The organism is Paenibacillus sp. HW567, from assembly GCF_000374185.1.
Classification (GTDB): domain Bacteria; phylum Bacillota; class Bacilli; order Paenibacillales; family Paenibacillaceae; genus Paenibacillus_AQ.
Map to the genome: position 1 here is coordinate 4,251,675 of NZ_KB910518.1, position 18,154 is coordinate 4,269,828.

The window sequence follows — 18,154 nt, forward strand, 5'->3', positions numbered from 1 at the left end:
TTACTCTCCTTCAGTGAATGCTGCTTCAATTGTAATACTCGTACCTGCAGGGCTGCTGTCCACCTTCATGGTCCCTCCGATCAGCCTTACCCGTTCCTGAAGGCCCAGCAGGCCATAATGTCCGGGCTCCTTGCCAATGGTGCTCGCGCTGAACCCGACTCCATTATCTCTAATCTCCAGTAACAGCCGCTCCTCCCGGTCGGACAGGGTAATCCACACCTTGTCTGCCTGGGCATGCCGGGCAATGTTGGTGAGACACTCCTTAACCATGTGCAGGCTGTGTTCCATTAGCATTCTGGATAAGCGTTTCGTAAGCTCAAGTTGTGTTACTGTGACTATACCGGTCGCGTCTGTAAAATGCTGCACTTCAGTCTCAACCGCTTCCCTGAAATTCAGCTCGGGCGCTGATCTCAGCCGCAGATTGTCAATTGCCAGGCGGGCTTCCGCCAGCGTCTTGCGGGCCTGCTTCATCGACAGTCTGGTGATTTCCTGTGCCCGCTCTGTACGGCCTTGTGTCAGATATGCATCCGCCGCCTCAAGCTGCATAATTAACCCGGCTACTCCCTGTGCCAGCGTATCGTGCAGATCGCGGGCCATACGCTGACGTTCATTGGAGAGTGTCAGCTCCTCCACCTTCATATGCGCTTCTTTCAGATCACGCAGGAAAGTCTGAATCCGCAGGCGCTCCTGCACCTGCTGAAAGAACAATAGAGCATAAGCCACTACAACAACCAGCATCAAAGCAAAAAAAGGAAGAATGAAAATGACCTCATCCGTATCGCTTAAAGTAAGCGAGGCATCAAAAAACAGCACCATACTTATAATCGACACAAAAACAACATTTCTAATCCGGTACGAAAAAGCCAAACTTTGAGCAACCAGCACCGGAAGAAGTCCAATAAGTACAGCCTGATAGCCCCGCGGCATCAGAATAGCACATAAATAGATTAGAATCCCCTGCACAGCAAAGTGCAGCCAGAATTGTTTGTTCGAAATCCGGTAAAAATTCCAATGCATCAAGACATGAATCGTAAATAAACCCGTAAATGCTATACTGGTCAAAATTTGAGGATCTTTGATGAACTGCATCAGTATGGCCGCTACATAAACAATCGACACCCAGATTAACACGGGCACTCTGGATTCAAATAATTCATTCACTAGCAGCAGCCCATCTTTTTTTTCTTTCATTCGACTGACCCTCCTTATGCTCTATTATAAGGATTTACACTCAGCGTTAAAATGTATCTATCATCATACCTCTTCCGCGCAGATTTGATATTGTCCAAAAGGGCAGCCCTTTCGGGCAGAAATGGCTGGTTTGTCAGTAGCCTTCACACTTGACTGTTATCGCAACATAGAAGATAATTACAATTCGTTAAAATCTATACGGGAAGATAATCCATGGCGAAGAGGGGCGATCGTTATTAGCTGGTTAAATGATCTCTATAAATTACAGAAGCGGGAGCCGCAAAAGGAAATCGAACCCTCTTTGATCAATGCCATCTTCCGGATGTATGACCGGTTTCCCAGGATTGGCCTAAGGGAGCGGACCGGTCAGCAGGATATGTCGCTGGATATCGCCGATGCTTATCTCAATGGCCGCAACGCCATGATTGAAGCCGGGGTTGGAATCGGCAAGTCCTTTGGATACCTCATTCCCAGCCTGCTTATTAATCAGGTATCCCGGCAGCCGATCATTATAGCAACCTCCTCCATTCAGCTTTCAGAGCAGATCCATAAAGACCTGAGAGTCATTGGAAGCCGTCTCGGGTTCACCACAGTTCGCTCTGTAGTCGGCAAAGGCATGGGCCAATATGCCTGCCGGCACAGGGCAGCGGGCTTATTCGAGCCTGATGACCCAAGCTCCCCCCTGTCAACCCTTGCGCAGCGTATTTTAAATTTTGAGATTGATGAAAGAGCGGATATCAAGGGCGGGATCAGCGATGCCGAATGGTCGAATGTTTGTGTGAATGACTGTATATTTGAACGCTGCCATTATAAAAATGCCTGTTTGTTCTACGATATGAGGACCAAAATTAATGCCAGGGCTTGCGACATTGATTTCATTATTGTGAATCAGGACCTGCTTATCCGCGATTTAATTAAGAAAAAGGAAGGCACCAGGGGCATAATTACAGAGCAGCCGGCTCTGATCGTAATTGATGAGGCCCATAATCTGGAGGCAAAGGTCAGAGATGCAGGAACGCTGGAATTTACTTTGCGGAGAACGTGCCGTATTCTGGATGACGCTTTGCAGATTCTTTTTAAGCAGTCCAGGGATAAGAGCCTATTCTCACAATCCAAATTTTTAAAAAGCTGCGTTGAACGTATTTTTAAGCAGATAGATGCTGATTTGCTCCATGCCGCCAAGCAGGATAACGACCGGATAAAAGTGTCGGAGATTAAAGGTATTCCGTTTAGCCGGGCGTCGCGTGATTTGAGAGACCTTAGTCTTAGCCTCTCGGTTTTAACTTCCCGGCACGAGCGGGAGATCGACGAGGTTTTTGAAGCCATGAACGGACTTATCAGGCTCTTTGATGTCTTGGCTGGGGTAGAGGACAACTATCTCATATGGGCAAGCAATACCCAACGTGAAGCGACGATCAGCATCTGCCCCAAGGCGATAAGCCAGTTTCTAAAATACACATTATTTAACGGGAAGACACCTGTTATCTTAACGTCGGCAACCATGTGTCAAGGCGGAGAAACGCTGGAGGAGCAATACGCTTATTTGACGAAATCCCTCGGTTACACGGGTGATTATATGGACCGGCAATCCTCACCCTTTGATTACAGCAGCCATGCCATGATGTACATCTCCGGCAACATTCCGTACTACCGCCATGATAAGCGGGAATTATATCTTGAGGCAGCCTACACAGAAATGATTAAGCTTTGTAATTTGACACAAGGAAGAACACTGGTCCTTTTCTCAGCCAAGGAGGATATGAAGTACGTTCATAAGAGGCTGATTTCCGGTGCGGATGAGTATAAATGGGCGTTGCATGTCCAAAAAGAGGGGGCTTCCCAGGATGGAGTGATCGCTGAATTCCGGGGCAGTAAAGGCGTACTCCTCAGTACCGGTGTATTCTGGGAAGGCGTAAATATCGAAGGCTCCGACCTGTCGCAGGTCATTATTTTCCGCCTGCCCTTCCCGGTTCCCGCCGATCCTATCTATGAATATAAGGCAGCTCAAGCGAAAAATCCTTTGAAGGAGGTTTTTGTCCCGGACATGCTGCTTCGGTTACGGCAAGGAACTGGGCGTCTGATCCGCAGCGAAACTGACCTTGGAGTACTCAGCATACTTGATTCCCGCCTCTCTACCGCAGCCAGAAAGGATTACCGGGATAAGGTACTGGAAACTTTACCGTTTAAGAAGGTTACCGAGGATTTCTCGGTTCTGGAGAGGTTTGTCAAGGAGAAGGGGATACAACGTACGGTTTGAAAATGGAACAAGCCTTTTTCAAGATGATGCCCAAAAAAGCAACTCATCCGAAGACAAGTTGCTTGTTGGACTGAGGTGCTGTCAAAAAAATGGATGACCCTACTCTTGCTCCATCGTGCTGATGTCGATTACAAACCGATACCGGACATCTGAAGCTAATACGCGTTCCCAAGCTTCATCAATCTGGCTGGCGGAAATAACCTCAATCTCAGAGGCAATATCGTGTTCCGCGCAGAAGTCCAGCATTTCCTGCGTTTCTTGAATTCCACCGATCATTGATCCGGCAAACGACCGGCGCTGGCCGATCAGCGAGAACACGTTAACTGCTAGCGGGTCCGCCGGCGCACCGACATTGACCAGTGTACCGTCCAGCGCCAGGAGCGAAAGATGGGCACTCATATCAATTTTCGCGCTGACTGTATTCACGATAAGGTCAAACGAACCGGCAAGTACTTTAAATGTCTCGGGATCGCTTGTGGCATAATAATGGTCCGCTCCTAGCTGCAGGCCGTCTTCTTTCTTCTTCAGCGTCTGTGATAGAACCGTAACCTCTGCTCCCATAGCATGAGCAAGCTTCACAGCCATATGTCCCAGCCCGCCAAGTCCAACAACAGCTACCTTCTTGCCGGGAGCGGCTCCCCAGTGGCGCAGCGGTGAATAGGTTGTGATCCCGGCACATAATAGAGGCGCAGCAGCATCAAGCGGAATACTGTCAGGAATTCTAACTACAAAACCTTCCGTTACGACGATGTGGGTGGAATAACCTCCCTGTGTATAATGCCCGTGCCGGTCAGTTGCTCCATAAGTGCCCGTGTTCCCATTAAGGCAATACTGCTCCTCTCCTTTACGGCAACTGCTGCACTCTCCACAAGAGTCAACCATGCAGCCTACCCCTACCCGGTCACCGACGGCAAACTTTGTGACCTCGGAACCGATCCGGCTGACAATACCGGCGATCTCGTGCCCGGGAACGAGAGGATATTTCACCGGTCCCCACTCCCCGCGGGCTGTATGGATGTCTGAATGGCAAATCCCAGCGTATTTAATCTCAATGAGAACATCGTGCGGCTGGAGATCCCGGCGCTCAATCGCGGTCAGCTTGAACGGACCCTCCGGGCTGAACGTGGCACGTGCATTAACTTTCATCATAGTATAACCTCCTGCAAATTAAGAATTTTTCACATTGGTTTAGAAAGATGTAACTCCAGTACTACAAAATATATGTTAGTCCTTGAAGTTAACTCCAAGTCAAGTGAAAAATTAAATTTTGCCGCAAGCTCTTATCACCACTGCATAAGCTTTTGGATTTGAGCCGTCAGTTTATCCGCCGCCTTGCTGTGAGTAGCTTGAGACGGGTGGAAATCGGCTGCGTAGCCGTCTGCTGCAAGCTGCTCCCCGAACTTCATTGCAGTGATATTGCTGTCGCCTGTTTCTTGCTTGAATTCATTAACTGCTTTTTCGACATACGGATATAACCTGCCTCCCATGATACCCAGCGTACAAAGAATTGGGGTATGGGGATGATAACGTCTGACCAGTTTAAGAAACCGGACATACTCTTCAGCATATTCTGTCTGCTTGGCTATATCATCCTTAGTGTAGGAATCATCGTTCGTCCCGAGGTTAATAATAATCAGATCAGGTACAAGTTTGCTGAAATCCCACGCTAAATCCTGAGGCAGCAGGGTATCGTCAAATTTCCCCTCAGACTTGCCCACCTTTTCATAGTAATCCGGGATCAGATGCGTGGTAAGCTTTTGATCGTTTTCCGTGTAGCCTGTAATAATGCCATAGCCGCTATACGAAACCATGCTGTAATCAGCCTGTAGCTGCCGGGCGGTCAGGTAGGCATAGGCTTTCGTGACATCTTCCGTAGCTGTGGAGAACGAATGCAGCTCATGCTCATCATCAACGCCATAGCCGCAGGTAATGGAATCGCCGATGAACTCGATGGTATGTACGTTGTCCGGGGTCGGCTTTATTCCCTCTGCCGCATCAACAGTAATTTCCTGAATTCCCGCTGTTGACATCGCCGCCTCTGATAGCTTAATAACCGTTACCGTTACATCCTGCTCGGTATCGCTTTCAAACACTGTATACGTTGTAAGCGGCTTATCTAGCTGATCATCAATCACCCGCTTTCCGTTTACGTAGATGCCAATCCGGGCCAGATTATTGCCGGTTGAGGCAATAGCATCACCTTTTAATGTAATCTCCGCTTTTTTACCATAGAACGAGAATTCCACCCCGCCGCCCGAGAGCGCCAGCCACAGCACATCCTTATAATAGTGGGTCCGTCCGATAATCTTGACATTGTTTTCTGTTGCTCTGAACACTTGGGTTGTTTCCGGCATCTTGAAACCTACCTTCCTTATCTTTTTAATGCAGGTAATAGCAATGTACTCCCAAAGCCGGTATTTTGGCAATAGACCCGCCGCTCAAGTAATCAGTGGAATAAAGTAACCCTTAGCTACAGCCATTCGACCAGTTGTCTTAACACATTTTTTTCGGTGTGTACAACTTCACTGATTCTAGTGTCTAGTTCGCTTAAAATCCTGTCGTTTTTAGTCAGATTATATTTGATAGTCAGGTTTCTTATAGTTAATGAGTGATTTACAACCTTCTCATATTCACCAGCCAAACCGTACGTGCCCAAATTCAGGTAGTGTATCCGCTCGGCCATGCACTTCTTATGCTCCCACAATAGGTGGGGAATGCGGGTATCCAAAACTTTAGGACCCTTAATGCGTTTCGCCTGCTGGATTAGCTGCAGTGTGTAGCTGTAAACCTCATGACCAAATATCCAATATTTAATATTCTGCACATAAGCATGCGGCCCATCCACCGGAACTTGATCCCAGTAAATGCCTTGATGAATAGTCTTGGATGATAAATAATCTTCGATCTGATTTCTGAGATGTGCGGTGTTAAGCGTATATTCGCCTTGTTTACGATGAAGCACCCGAAACAGCCTGCGGAAGTGTTCACAAATATCGCTTTCCCAGGCTGTTATCAGTTGTTGGTATGAAATCATTGTTTTTATAAACTTGCCATTGTCTAAATTATCCGCTATGTAAAATACTTGGGCTGCATCATCATACCCGTATACAAGGACTGAGTGCTCTTTGTGCATTTGTTGATAATAGGTACTCTGGGGGATGTAGAATTGATCCAAATAGAGCCAAATGTACTTATTCTGGTCCAAATAGCTGATTAAAACCTCCTTAATGTTGAATGAATATTGATAGTAAATGGTTTTATGCGGCGGTTTGTATACCTCTAGCCATGGACATGCGGTTAATCCTTCCCCGTACTCAAAAAAAGTGAAGTGATCGGTAAAATACAAGGTATCATCACAAGTGTTAATTCCTATGGAAATGAAATTGCTATAGAACCAAGGCAGATAGCTTTCATCTTTTGCAATAATCGAAAATAGTGCAGCGTATACATTGTAAGTATTTAACTTGGGTTCATACATTGGAAGAATTATGCTCTTCATTTGCAATTCTCTCCTAATGCCCCTCTCTCGAGGAGGCTTTTTTTGTGTTTTCAAGATGCTGAGGGAGCCTTCAAACGAACCCTTGCAACTCCATGCGGCGCTTTTAAGCATATATTACAATTTTCGACATTTCAGTTCGATATAACTATTTTTTGATAAATAATGATAATTATTGAAGGATATCCACTGCTTTCGACGAATTATTAACAACAAATCCATATACATACTTTATTCATTCACAAGCTCCACTCTATCTTGAAAGGAGTCAGCTATGAACTGGTACATTTTTTTTGTGAAGACAGGCGATGAACTTTGTGTAAAAGATTGGTTAAACAAAACCTTTGACAGAGAAACACTGTATTCCATTGTCCCAAAAAGAATAGTTCCCGAGAAAAAGAATGGAGAGCTTCTGTATGTAGAGAAAAATTTGTTCCCAAGCTACATTTTCGTAAAGGCAGTCATGGACTTCTCCACGTACTACTTAATTAAGAGGAATTCCAAAATTATTAAGATGCTAAATTATCTGAATAAAGAAGATTTGACCTGCCACAGATTAGCTTCCGCACAAAATAAGCGGTCTGCTGTGCCTGCAATAGATAAAGAGGAGCTTTACTTCAAGAAGATTCCCGAGGAAGAAATGTCGGTTATTCTAAAGCTTTTGAATCAAGAGGAAGAGATAAATTTCTCCAAGGTCTATACCATCGAATCCAAGGTCTATGTCGAGTCCGGGCCGTTAAAGGGATTAGAGGGCATTATCAAAAAAATCAACAAGCACACACGCCGGGCAAAAGTGCTGGTATCGCTCATGGGCGATCAGCGTATCGTCGAACTCGGCATTGAACTCATAGAACCTGTTGGCAGCAGAGAGCTTAACCCTGCAATCATTTGATGAAGCGGGTCTGTCAGATTCTATATTCCAATAACAGGCTCCGTCGATGTAATGACGGAGCCTGCTCACTGTCAATCCTCCCGCAATAGCCCGTAGACTTCCACATCAATGATTCCTTTGCCCGACCATAACGTGGCCTGTCTTAATGTTCCTTCATACTTGAAGCTATTTTTCAATAATACTTGTTTGGAAGCTTCGTTTGCCGGCATCACTTCCGCTTGAATTCTGTTCACTTCCACTTCCTGAAACAAGAAGCGGACAACCCGGCTGACTGCCTCTGAGGCAATCCCCTTTCCCCAATGCGCTTCCGCTAAAAAATAGCCGATGGTTATCATATCAACTTTTTGATTGAAATCGAAAGCCTCTATGATCCCGACCAATGTATCCTTGTCGCCATTAGCAAAGATCCCCCACTTCACTCTCGATCTTTTAAGATAATCCCTTTCAAAGTGTCCAATCATGGTTGCTACGGTAGCTTTATTATGTTTGGGTATAATACCGCAAAACTCAAACACTCTATCGTTGTCATAGATGCCAAAAACCTCTTCAAGGTGGCTCTCTTCAATCTTCCCGAGTGTTAACCCATCAGATACAAGCACTGGAAATTGGTTGAATAAATGATCTGTATACACTGATGTTCCCCTTTCATGTTGACGGAAGCACGCTCTGGCTCTTCACTAAATCTCCCAGTCCCGTTTCCGGATTACTGGTAATAATCTGTATAATCTCTACAAAGCCGCTAATCATTTCATGGATAGCTTCTCCGGAGAACAACGATTCGAAATATGTTATTTCAAGCCCCAACGTACTGCTCTCTTGCACTACGACGAAGTGAAGATCGAATTTGCCCGGCACACTGTCATGTCCGAACGGGACCATGTCAATAGCGCCAATGTGTTCCGGTGCCTCCATTTCAGCGAATTGAAACATTACATTGAATAATGGATTTCCCTGAAGCTTGCGGGATACGTTCAGTTTCTCCACCAGACTGTCAAGCGGATAATCCTGATTTTCATAGGCTTGAATCAGCCTTTCTTTCACTTGATTCAAATAGTCCCGGAACGACAGATTACGGCAGGCAAAGAAGCGGACCGCCAGCGTATTGACCAGCATGCCGACTATATTTTCCAGTCCCTCATGATGCCTTCCCGATGTTGGCATGCCTACGACGATATCCTCGCAATCCGACAGCTTGGACAGCAAGGCGGTGAATGCAGCCATCAGCACCATAAACAGTGTTGATTCTGTCGACTGCGCCAGATGGTGCAGTTCACAGGCGGTATGTTCATCCATGGCGAAATAGACGGTTCGGGAGGGATCTTCCCCTGCCCGGTGTTCTGTACGGCGGACGCCCCAAGGATGCGCAGCGACAGGCTCTTGAAATACCCCCAGCCAGTACTCCTCCTGCTTGTTCCATTCCTCGGTGCCCACCAGTTGGCTCTGCCTTCCCGCATAATCTTTATATTGAAGCTTCACCGCAGCCAGTTCTCTGTGCTCATACAGAGCCGCCAGTTCCCTCAGCAGAATGTTTACAGAGTTACCGTCTGTGATGATGTGATGCATATCAATAATCAGTACGGTTTCTTCCCGGTCTGTAAGCCGTATGAGTGCGGTCCGCAAAAGGGGCGGCTTATCGAGACGGAACGGTCGGACAAAGTCCTGGATCAGAAGTTCTGTCTCTGTTTCGCTTAGCTTATAAACCGGAACAGTAAACGAAACGACAGAATGGACCTGTTGTCTCAGCATGCCGCTGTCCGTATCCAGCTCGAAGGTGGTGCGCAGCGATTCATGTCGGTTGACAAGTTTTTTCAAGGCCTCGCCAAGCTGCTCGGTATCAAGCACACCCTTAATTCTGCGGATGACAGGGACGTTGTAAGCCGTGCCTCTTCCCGACAGCTTATCCGCCATAAATATTCTTTGCTGCGCCGGGGAAGCCGGATAATACACACTCTGAGAACCCGTTGCCTGTTCCATGTGCCCGTTCCGCGCAGCAGGCTTCTCTGGGGAAGCAGAAATCTGTGTATGGTTCCACTGCTGAACCAGCCGTTCGCGCTCCGCCTCCGACAGCATGTCAATCTCCGACAGCCGCCCGTCCAGATGATCCGGCAGATCCGCTACAATATACATATAATGGTGAAGGAACCGCTCCAGCGTCTCTCTGCGGAACAATTTCGTACTGAACTCCAGGCTCAGGCGCAGACTGCCGTCTCCGCTTTCGGCCGCTTCCAGCGTAAGATCGAATTTGGAAATGCCGTTGTTGATCGGGTAAGCAGTCATGTGCACATTGCTTATGCTCGGGGTATATCCCTCCATATTCTGTAGCACAAACATCGTGTCAAACAGCGGATTCCGGCTGAAATCCCGGGGCAACTGCAGCTTCTCAATTAATTGCTCGAATGAAAATTCCTGATGCTCATAGGCTTTCAGACAGCTCTCCTTCACTTCGGACAGGAAGCTCCGCACAGTCTTATCCCTGTGCGGGAAGCTCCGCAGCGCCACGGTATTGACGAACATTCCCACCGTAGGCTCAAGCTCGGCGTGTCTTCTTCCCGCAAACGGCGATCCCACGATGAGGTCCTCTTGCCCCGTATATTTGTGCAGCAGCACATCATACGCAGCAAGCAAAACGATAAACAGCGTCGTGCCCGTTGCCTCCGCAAGCTTCTTCACCTGCGCGGACCGCTCTGCATCCAGCCGGATGCTTAGCTTATCCCCTTCGAAGCTCTGGACCAACGGCCGGGGATAATCCGGCGACAGATTCAGCACCGGCAGCTCGCCTTGGAACTGCTCCAGCCAGTAGTGCCCCTGCTCCTGCATTGTACCGTTCTGCCCGGATTGCCAGATGGCGTAGTCCTTGTACTGCATCCGCAGCGGTTCCAGAGCCCTACCTTCATAGAACGCCGTGAACTCTTTCAGCACAATATCCTGGGATACTCCGTCTGTAATCATGTGATGCATATCCAGCAGCAGGAGATGCTCCTCCCGGCCTGTCCGCACCACCTTGACGCGGAACAGCGGGCCTGTCCTCAGCTCAAATGGACGGACAAACGGTCCGATCAGGGACCGGTAATCGCCCCCGGGCACCTCCTCATACTCGAAGAATCCGGTGGCCTGGGGCAGCACGTTCTGGAAGACGGTATCGCCGATCATTTCGAAGCAGGTCCGCAGCGATTCATGACGCTGACTTACCGCCGCAAACGCCGCCTCGCAGCGGACCGGGTCAAACGGTCCCTGCACCTGCGCGGCCCATGTGACATTGTAGGCGGTGCCAATCGCCTCGAATTGCTGCAGGACATACAGCCGCTCCTGCTGCGAAGAGAGCCGATAATACGCCTGCTGCGGGTCTGCCCGCGGGATGGACACGAAGGGCTGCTTCGGCGCTTCCCGGATCACCCCGGCAAGCTGCCGGACCGTCGGCGCCCGGAACAGCTTCTGAATCGGGACACTGACCCCGAACGCCTTCTTCAGGCGGGCAAGCAGGGCTATCGCCTTCAGCGAGTGGCCGCCCAGCCGGAAGAAGTTATCCTCCGGGCCTATCGCCCCCACGCCCAGCACCTCCTGCCAGAGCAGGACTAATTGCTGCTCAATCTCATCCGTGAGCACAGCCTCGGCTCCCGCTGCATTCTCTCCCGCCGGGACCGGCTCCGGCAATGCCCGCCGGTCCAGTTTTCCGTTTGGCGTCAGCGGCATGGCCTCCAGCAGCACCACGTGCTGCGGAATCATATAGACGGGCAGCTTCTCCTCCAGCTCCCCGCGCACCTGCTCTGCGGTGGTGCCAATGGCTGCCACCACATAGGCGCACAGCATAGTGTCTCCCGCTGCATCTTGTCCGGCGGTTACCACCGCTTCGTGTACCCGGGCGCTGTCCAGAAGCTTCCGCTCAATCTCCTCAATCTCAATGCGGAACCCCCGCACCTTCACCTGGTGGTCCACCCGCCCGATGAATACTACATGGCCATCCGGCCGCCGCTTCACAATATCCCCTGTCCGGTACACCGTCTCTTCCGGCAGGTCCACGCTATGCACGAAGCGGGCCTCTGTCAGCTCTGGCGAATGGTAATACCCGCGCCCCACGCCGACGCCCCCGATGCACAGCTCCCCTTCCACACCTTCAGGGACAAGCTTCAGTTCTGAGTCCACCACATACAGCCGCACGTTGTCAATCGGTTGGCCGATGGGCAGCTCATCCCCGCCCGTCCAGTCTTCCCCCCGCAGCCGGTAATAGGAAGCAACATCCGTACACTCGGTCGGGCCGTAGGTGTTGATGATGTCTGCCCGGCACACGCCGCTGCGCAGCCAGGGTCCCAGCCGGGTCATATGGATCGGCTCTCCGCCGAGGAACACGGCGCGCAGGCTTCTCAGCCCCCGATATCCGCTGTCTGCCGCGCATTCCACCAGCGGGTAGAACGCGCTGGGCGTGCAGTTAATCACCGTAATGCCTTCCCGCTCGATGGTCTCTGCCATGTGCTCATAATCGTACAGGCCCGGCTCGAACAGCACCAGCCGTCCACCGGTCACCAGCGCCGCATACAGATTCTTCTGCGCCAGGTCGAAGCTCGCCGAGGCAATTTGCAGGATGCGCTCCCCGGCAGTGAAGGCGAACTCCCGCGTGTACCAGTGGAGCAGATTCATGAACGAATGCGAAGGGATCATAGCCCCCTTCGGATTCCCCGTCGACCCTGACGTATAGAGCACGTACATCAGCCGTTCAGGCCGGTAGGGAAGCGGCAGGTTCCCGTCCGGCAACTCCGCCGCCAGCAGCTCCTCGACGGCTACAGCCTCCGCTTCGGGTTCCGCCACGCGGTCCCTGAGCTTGTGCTGCATAAGCAGCAGCTTGGCCCGGGAATGGCGCAGCAGGTACCGGAGCCGCTCTGCCGGATAATCGGGATCAACCGGAGTGTAGGCCGCTCCCGCTTTGAGCACCCCGAGCACAGCGACTATCAGCTCCAGCGACCGCTCCGCCATGACGGCCACAACCTCCTCTTCCCCGATGCCCCTGGCATGAAGCGCATGTGCGANGCGGTTGGACTGCTCGTGAAGCTGACGGTAGGTCAAGCGTTCAGCTCCCAGCGAGACCGCGATCTCCTCCGGCCGCTTCAGAACCTGCTCTTCCAGCAGCCCGGGGATGCTCTTCCCGTAAGGATAGGGAATAGAGGTTTGGTTCCACTGCTGAACCAGCCGTTCGCGCTCCGCCTCCGACAGCATGTCAATCTCCGACAGCCGCCGGTCCGGATGATCGGACAAATCCGCCACAATATGCACATAATGGTGAAGGAACCGCTCCATCGAGCCTTTTGAGAACAGAGCTGTATCGTACTCCAATTTCAGTTGAATCCCATTCACTGCTCTTTCGGCAGCTAATGCAAAATCATATTTATCCAGACCCGTTTTGACGACACCCGTCTGAAATAAGGCATCGAACAGGGGATTTCTGCTCGGATCACGGTCAAGCTCCAGCTTCTTCACCACTTCGGCATAAGGGATGTGCTGGCAATTCCTGGCTTGCATACAAATAGCCTTAATGTTCTTAACATACTCTTGCCAAGTTGCAGTCCCATTCACCTGCCCCGCCAGAACGGTAAGGCCCGCATCCCCCTCCACGCCGGGCCGCAGAAGCGAGCCGTACTCCCAGCCGACCAGGACGGTATGCTGTCCTGCATATTTAGAGAGCAGCACAATGTAACATGCAAGCAGCATGATCTCAACAGATACCGCTTCACTCTCCGCTAAACGCTCAAGCTTGCAGGTGAGCTCCTCGCTTGTCTGGAGCATGACAACCTCTACTGCGCAGCTTTTGACAGCCGGACGGACATAATCCAAAGGCATATTTAACGGCGTGCTGTTATCTATAATGGAACGCCAGTATTCGCCCACTTGCCCATCCAACGCTGACTGTGCAGGTTGCACCTGCAAGGGTCCCTCTGTATGGCTAACACCGGAAGGCTCCTGTTTCATGATCGTTCTCCTTTAGCGATAAAATAGGCATACGTTGTGCCGCTACTCTATATTCTCGACACCTATAGTTTCAAAGACTTCAGTTAAACCGGCAAGATCCGGTTCCCTGAAGACGGAATAATGATCGCCGTTAACCTCCCGGAGGATGACGGGACGGTAAAAAAATGTGTTCCAACCGTTCTCGGCGACCCCGCTTGATTCTGCCGCCTTGATTAAGTAGGCCTGTGCGAATACCTTGCGCACCGGATTGTAATGAACATAGGCATGCTGCAGGTCGATAAACAGATTCACATAATGGTAAAAGTCATTTGTGCTGCGCTGCGCATACGCTGGAATTGCCCGCATAATGTCCAGCGGGACCAAAGTTTCCAGTGCCTCATAGCCAAGGCCGCTTGCTTCCATGTGCCGGGCAAGCTTTTTGTACAAACCGTATAATGTGGTTTCCTCCCGCAGCCCGGCGATCCATTCATAACCAGGCAGCGCTTCCTCCATCTGCCGCCTGAAGGTTTCAATTCCTGCTTCATCAGGCGTCTGCAGATGACGGTGCATTCCCGGGTGGGAGGAATCAATCAAGGCGAGCATGCTCACATCATCGCCTTCAGCTTCAATTTGTCTGGCGATCTCATACGCCAGCAGGCCACCCAAACTCCAGCCTGCCAGCGAGTATGGCCCGTTTTCCTGAATTTTTTTGATTTTGGCAAGATAGGTTCCGGCAAGTTCTTCCACGGTGATGCCGTGCTCCCATTGACGGCCAGAGGTCTCCGCAGGAACACCGTAGCAGGTATACTTGTCGCCCAGACGAGCCGCAAGCCCGAAATAAGCATCAATGCTTCCGCTGATATCGTGGATAAAAAAAAGAAAAGGAGCTTCCGGCGCTCCCTTATGAATCAAGATCAGTTCGTGTTCACTCTTCAATGGCGCTTGCAAAACCTCAGTCCGGATGAACGCGGCTATTTCAGCAATTGTCTGTTTAGTATAAACCTCGCTTACCGGAAGATCGACACCCATGTCTTGACGGATTCTGGCTGCAATCAGGATAATCTTCAGGGAATTGGCTCCAGCCGAAAACAGATTGGTCCGAACGCCAACCGCTGCGAGATGCAGCACTTCCTGGCATATTTGGGCCAACTGCGTCTCGACCTCATCTGCAGGCACATCATCCCCAGTCTGATGGATGCTAATCTCAGGTACAGGCAACAGCCTCCTGTCGGTTTTTCCACTGGAATTGAGCGGAATCTTCGGAACCCCCATAATATAATCCGGCACCATCAGCCGTGGAAGCTTCTTGACGAGATAGCTCCTCAGCTCTTCAGCGTCCAGCCCGTGTCTAGACACATAATAGAGGCAAAGAGCCTGATCGCCGGCACTGATCTCTTTAACGGCCGCAACTGCTGCTTCAACCTCTTGCCATTGGAGCGCTATATTTTCGATTTCTCCCAGCTCGATACGCACCCCCCGGATTTTCACCTGCTCGTCCATTCTGCCCAGGTACTCGACGTTCCCCTCCGACATCCAGCGCGCCAAATCGCCTGTCCGGTACATTCTATTACCTTTGACCCAAGGGTCCTGAACAAAGTGGTCCGCTGTCAGACCGGCGCGGTTCAAATAACCGCGTGCAACCCCGATTCCGGAAATCAGCAGTTGTCCGGGAACTCCGATAGGTTGCAGCTCATCCTCCCCGTCAACAATGTACAAGCGGATATTGTCAATGGGTTTCCCGATTGGGATCAGGTTATGGGACTCGCTTCCCCCAGCGGGTTCGGAACAATCGAACCATGATACCTCCACAGTGGCTTCCGTCGGGCCGTATAGATTAATGAGCCTGGTAGCATTGACCGAAAAGAGAGTCTGATTGAACAGGTTCACGGTGCTGGGAAGAAGCGTTTCTCCGCTAACAAGCAGGTAACGCAGACTGGACAGCCGCTCCGCCTCCGCTGCCATATGCGGCTCCATATAGGAAAGAAGTCCGTTCAGAAGGGAGGGGACAAAGTGTACAAGCGTGACCTGCTCACGGGCAATCGTTGTCAAGATCATTTCAGGGTCCTTTTCCATACCCGGCGGCAAAAAACAAAGACTGGCTCCGTTATAATACCAGCCGAAAAGCTCCCAAACTGAAACATCAAAGGTATAGGGCGTCTTTTGGAGGATGCAATCCTGTTCGCCGATCGGAAACTGTCTGTGCATCCAGGCAATCCGGTTGACAACGGAATGATGCTCGACCATGACGCCTTTGGGAGTGCCGGTAGAGCCGGAAGTATAGATGATATATGCCAGATCGCCGGGCCCGCTTCCCGGTGCCGGATTGGTATTGTCTCCCTGATAGAGCGACGGATCTTGGATATTGAGCATCAGGCATTCCGGTTTCCAGCCGTCCATCCTCGTTGCCGCATCAACAAGCAGAAGCTTAGCCTGACTGTCTTCCAAGATAAATGACACCCGATCCTGCGGATCGTCCGCACTCATCGGCAGGTATGCCCCCCCTGCTTTTAGGATCGCCAGGAGGCCGACCATCATCTCAAGGGAACGCTCCAGCCGTATTCCGACAACCGAACCGGCCCCGACACCATTATTCATAAGTACCCGCGACAATTGGTTGGCTCTATGGTTCAGTTCCCCGTATGTGAGCGAATGACCCTGATACTTGACCGCAAGAGTGTCTCCGGCTTTCTCAGCCTGCTGTTCAAAAATGGACTGCAAGGTTTGTTCCACCACAAGATCTGAAGCGGAATCGTTAAAAACATGCATAATTAGGTGCCGCTCTTCGTGTGACAGCAAGCTATACCGTCCAATCTTACCCTCCGGTTCTGACAGGACAGCTTGCAGCAGTCCCATAAAGTGGTCTCCCATTCGCTCTACCGTCCCGGGATCAAACAAGTCCAGATTGTATTCCATGTTCAGACACGCTTCTCCGGTACCGAGCATATAGAAGCCGCAGGCGATATCCAGCGTATTTCGGGTCTGCAGCACATCGTCTTCACCGGAGATAAATGATTCTAATATTGATTCCAGCTCCGTATGAAAATTTAAGGAAACACGATACAGCGGATGCTCTGTCCTGGAGATTCCCTTTAGACGGCAAATCTCTTCCTCAATTTCATCGACATCGCACTCCTGATGTTCAAGTACACCTATGAAATGTCTCTTTACCTGCTGCAGATATTCGGAAAAGGTCTGATCCGCAGCCGCCTGAAACCGGATGGGTACCGGACGAATAAACATACCGATGCTATTCTCTAATCCACTGTACCTGCGGGAGGAGAGTATGCCGAGCGAAATATCGGACTGTGCCGTATATTTGGAAAGAAACAACCCGTAGACGGCTGTCAAAAAAATACTAGGCGTGGCCTGATAACGGGTAGCGGTATCGTGGATTTGTTCAATAAGCTCACGCTTCAGGCGTATATTACGGACTCCGTAGGCCGATAGCAGACGGTTAGAGCGCGGGCGGTCAAACGGTAAATTCAATTGCGGATGTTCACCGGCAAACATATCCAACCAGAAGGCCCATCTTTTCTCATACTCCACGGTCGCTTTCAGTTCTTTTTGCCATACGCAATAATCAACGTACTGCAGGTGAAGAGGCGGCAGCAGCCGTCTCTCCCGGATACATTCCAATTCCTGATATACCAGCTTAATGGAATACGCATCGAAGATAATATGATGGAAATGGATAAGCAACAGACAGCCCTGGTGAGGCACGCGCACAAGTCCAATGCGAAAAAGGGGAAGCTCATGGAGGGGATAGGGCCGGTTGAATTCCCCCACGCAATTCCGGATAAATGCCTCTTGCAGGGCGTTCTCCTCAGGCGCTTCCCAGGACTTGATCCGGAACCAGTCAATTTCGTCATGTACAACTTGTACGACTTCCTCATCTCTGATCTCGAATGTGGTCCGCAGCAATTGATGCCGCTTAATGATAGTGTAGACGGCCTGCTCCAGATCATCCGGGTCAATGTCATAATCCAGGCTTCGCATATCCATCACGTACTGCTCTATGCCACTGGCCGCGGAGAAATACATGTTCTTTTGAGTCCAGGAGACCGGATAATACGCTCTTTCCGATGCAGGTTTAATGACAGAGAGCTTATCTTTCTCTGCGCTGCAAATATAGTCAGCAAGCTCCTTGATCGTCAGGTGTCCAAATATATTCTCCAGAGAGATTTCGATCTCGAACTCAATTCCAATTCTGACCTCAAGCTCTAAAGCTTTTAATGAATGACCGCCCACTTCAAAAAAATGATCGTTTATTCCAACCTCACCGATTTGAAGTATCTCTCTCCAAACCGCTTTGAGCTTTTCTTCGATTTCATCCCGATGGGTCTGGATCGTTCGATGCATAGTCAGAATTCCTCCTTAAGACCGT

The 18,154-nt window shown here is 50.3% G+C and carries 9 protein-coding genes; 2 read left to right on the plus strand and 7 right to left on the minus strand.

Features of this window, described 5'->3' with window-relative positions; translation table 11 throughout:
- Positions 1-1,191 carry a sensor histidine kinase gene (locus tag B212_RS0119220; RefSeq protein WP_019912630.1) on the minus strand — a complete coding sequence of 397 codons (1,191 nt, stop codon included), beginning with the start codon at positions 1,189-1,191 and terminating at the stop codon, positions 1-3.
- A gap of 301 nt (positions 1,192-1,492) precedes the next feature.
- Between B212_RS0119220 and B212_RS0119225 the strand changes: the two genes are divergently transcribed.
- Positions 1,493-3,448, plus strand: a complete 1,956-nt coding sequence (locus B212_RS0119225; protein ID WP_019912632.1) for an ATP-dependent DNA helicase — start codon at positions 1,493-1,495, stop codon at positions 3,446-3,448.
- A gap of 99 nt (positions 3,449-3,547) precedes the next feature.
- Here the strand turns inward: B212_RS0119225 and B212_RS0119230 are convergent, their stop codons facing one another.
- From B212_RS0119230 to B212_RS0119240, 3 genes are all read right to left on the minus strand, one after another.
- Complete coding sequence (locus tag B212_RS0119230; protein ID WP_019912633.1) at positions 3,548-4,597, minus strand: NAD(P)-dependent alcohol dehydrogenase; 1,050 nt, start codon at positions 4,595-4,597, stop codon at positions 3,548-3,550.
- A gap of 134 nt (positions 4,598-4,731) precedes the next feature.
- On the minus strand, positions 4,732-5,802 hold the full coding sequence (locus tag B212_RS0119235) for an SGNH/GDSL hydrolase family protein (protein ID WP_019912634.1): 1,071 nt from the start codon (positions 5,800-5,802) through the stop codon (positions 4,732-4,734).
- Positions 5,803-5,918: 116 nt separating this feature from the next.
- Positions 5,919-6,947 carry a BtrH N-terminal domain-containing protein gene (locus B212_RS0119240; RefSeq protein ID WP_019912635.1) on the minus strand — a complete coding sequence of 343 codons (1,029 nt, stop codon included), beginning with the start codon at positions 6,945-6,947 and terminating at the stop codon, positions 5,919-5,921.
- Between the two features lie 271 nt (positions 6,948-7,218).
- Between B212_RS0119240 and loaP the strand changes: the two genes are divergently transcribed.
- Entirely contained in the window at positions 7,219-7,836 is a 618-nt protein-coding gene (loaP, locus tag B212_RS0119245) for an antiterminator LoaP (protein ID WP_019912636.1), read from the plus strand.
- A 71-nt stretch (positions 7,837-7,907) separates the two neighbouring features.
- Here loaP and B212_RS0119250 read toward each other — a convergent pair whose 3' ends face one another.
- The 3 genes from B212_RS0119250 to B212_RS0119260 all read right to left on the minus strand — a co-directional run bounded on the left by B212_RS0119250 (position 7,908) and on the right by B212_RS0119260 (position 18,129).
- On the minus strand, positions 7,908-8,468 hold the full coding sequence (locus tag B212_RS0119250; RefSeq protein WP_019912637.1) for a GNAT family N-acetyltransferase: 561 nt from the start codon (positions 8,466-8,468) through the stop codon (positions 7,908-7,910).
- A 13-nt stretch (positions 8,469-8,481) separates the two neighbouring features.
- Positions 8,482-13,791, minus strand: a complete 5,310-nt coding sequence (locus B212_RS33280) for a non-ribosomal peptide synthetase (RefSeq protein ID WP_019912638.1) — start codon at positions 13,789-13,791, stop codon at positions 8,482-8,484.
- 42 nt (positions 13,792-13,833) lie between these two features.
- The gene (locus tag B212_RS0119260; protein WP_019912639.1) at positions 13,834-18,129 is read right to left on the minus strand and encodes a non-ribosomal peptide synthetase; all 4,296 of its coding nucleotides are present in this window, start codon (positions 18,127-18,129) and stop codon (positions 13,834-13,836) included.
- Positions 18,130-18,154: the final 25 nt, after the last annotated feature.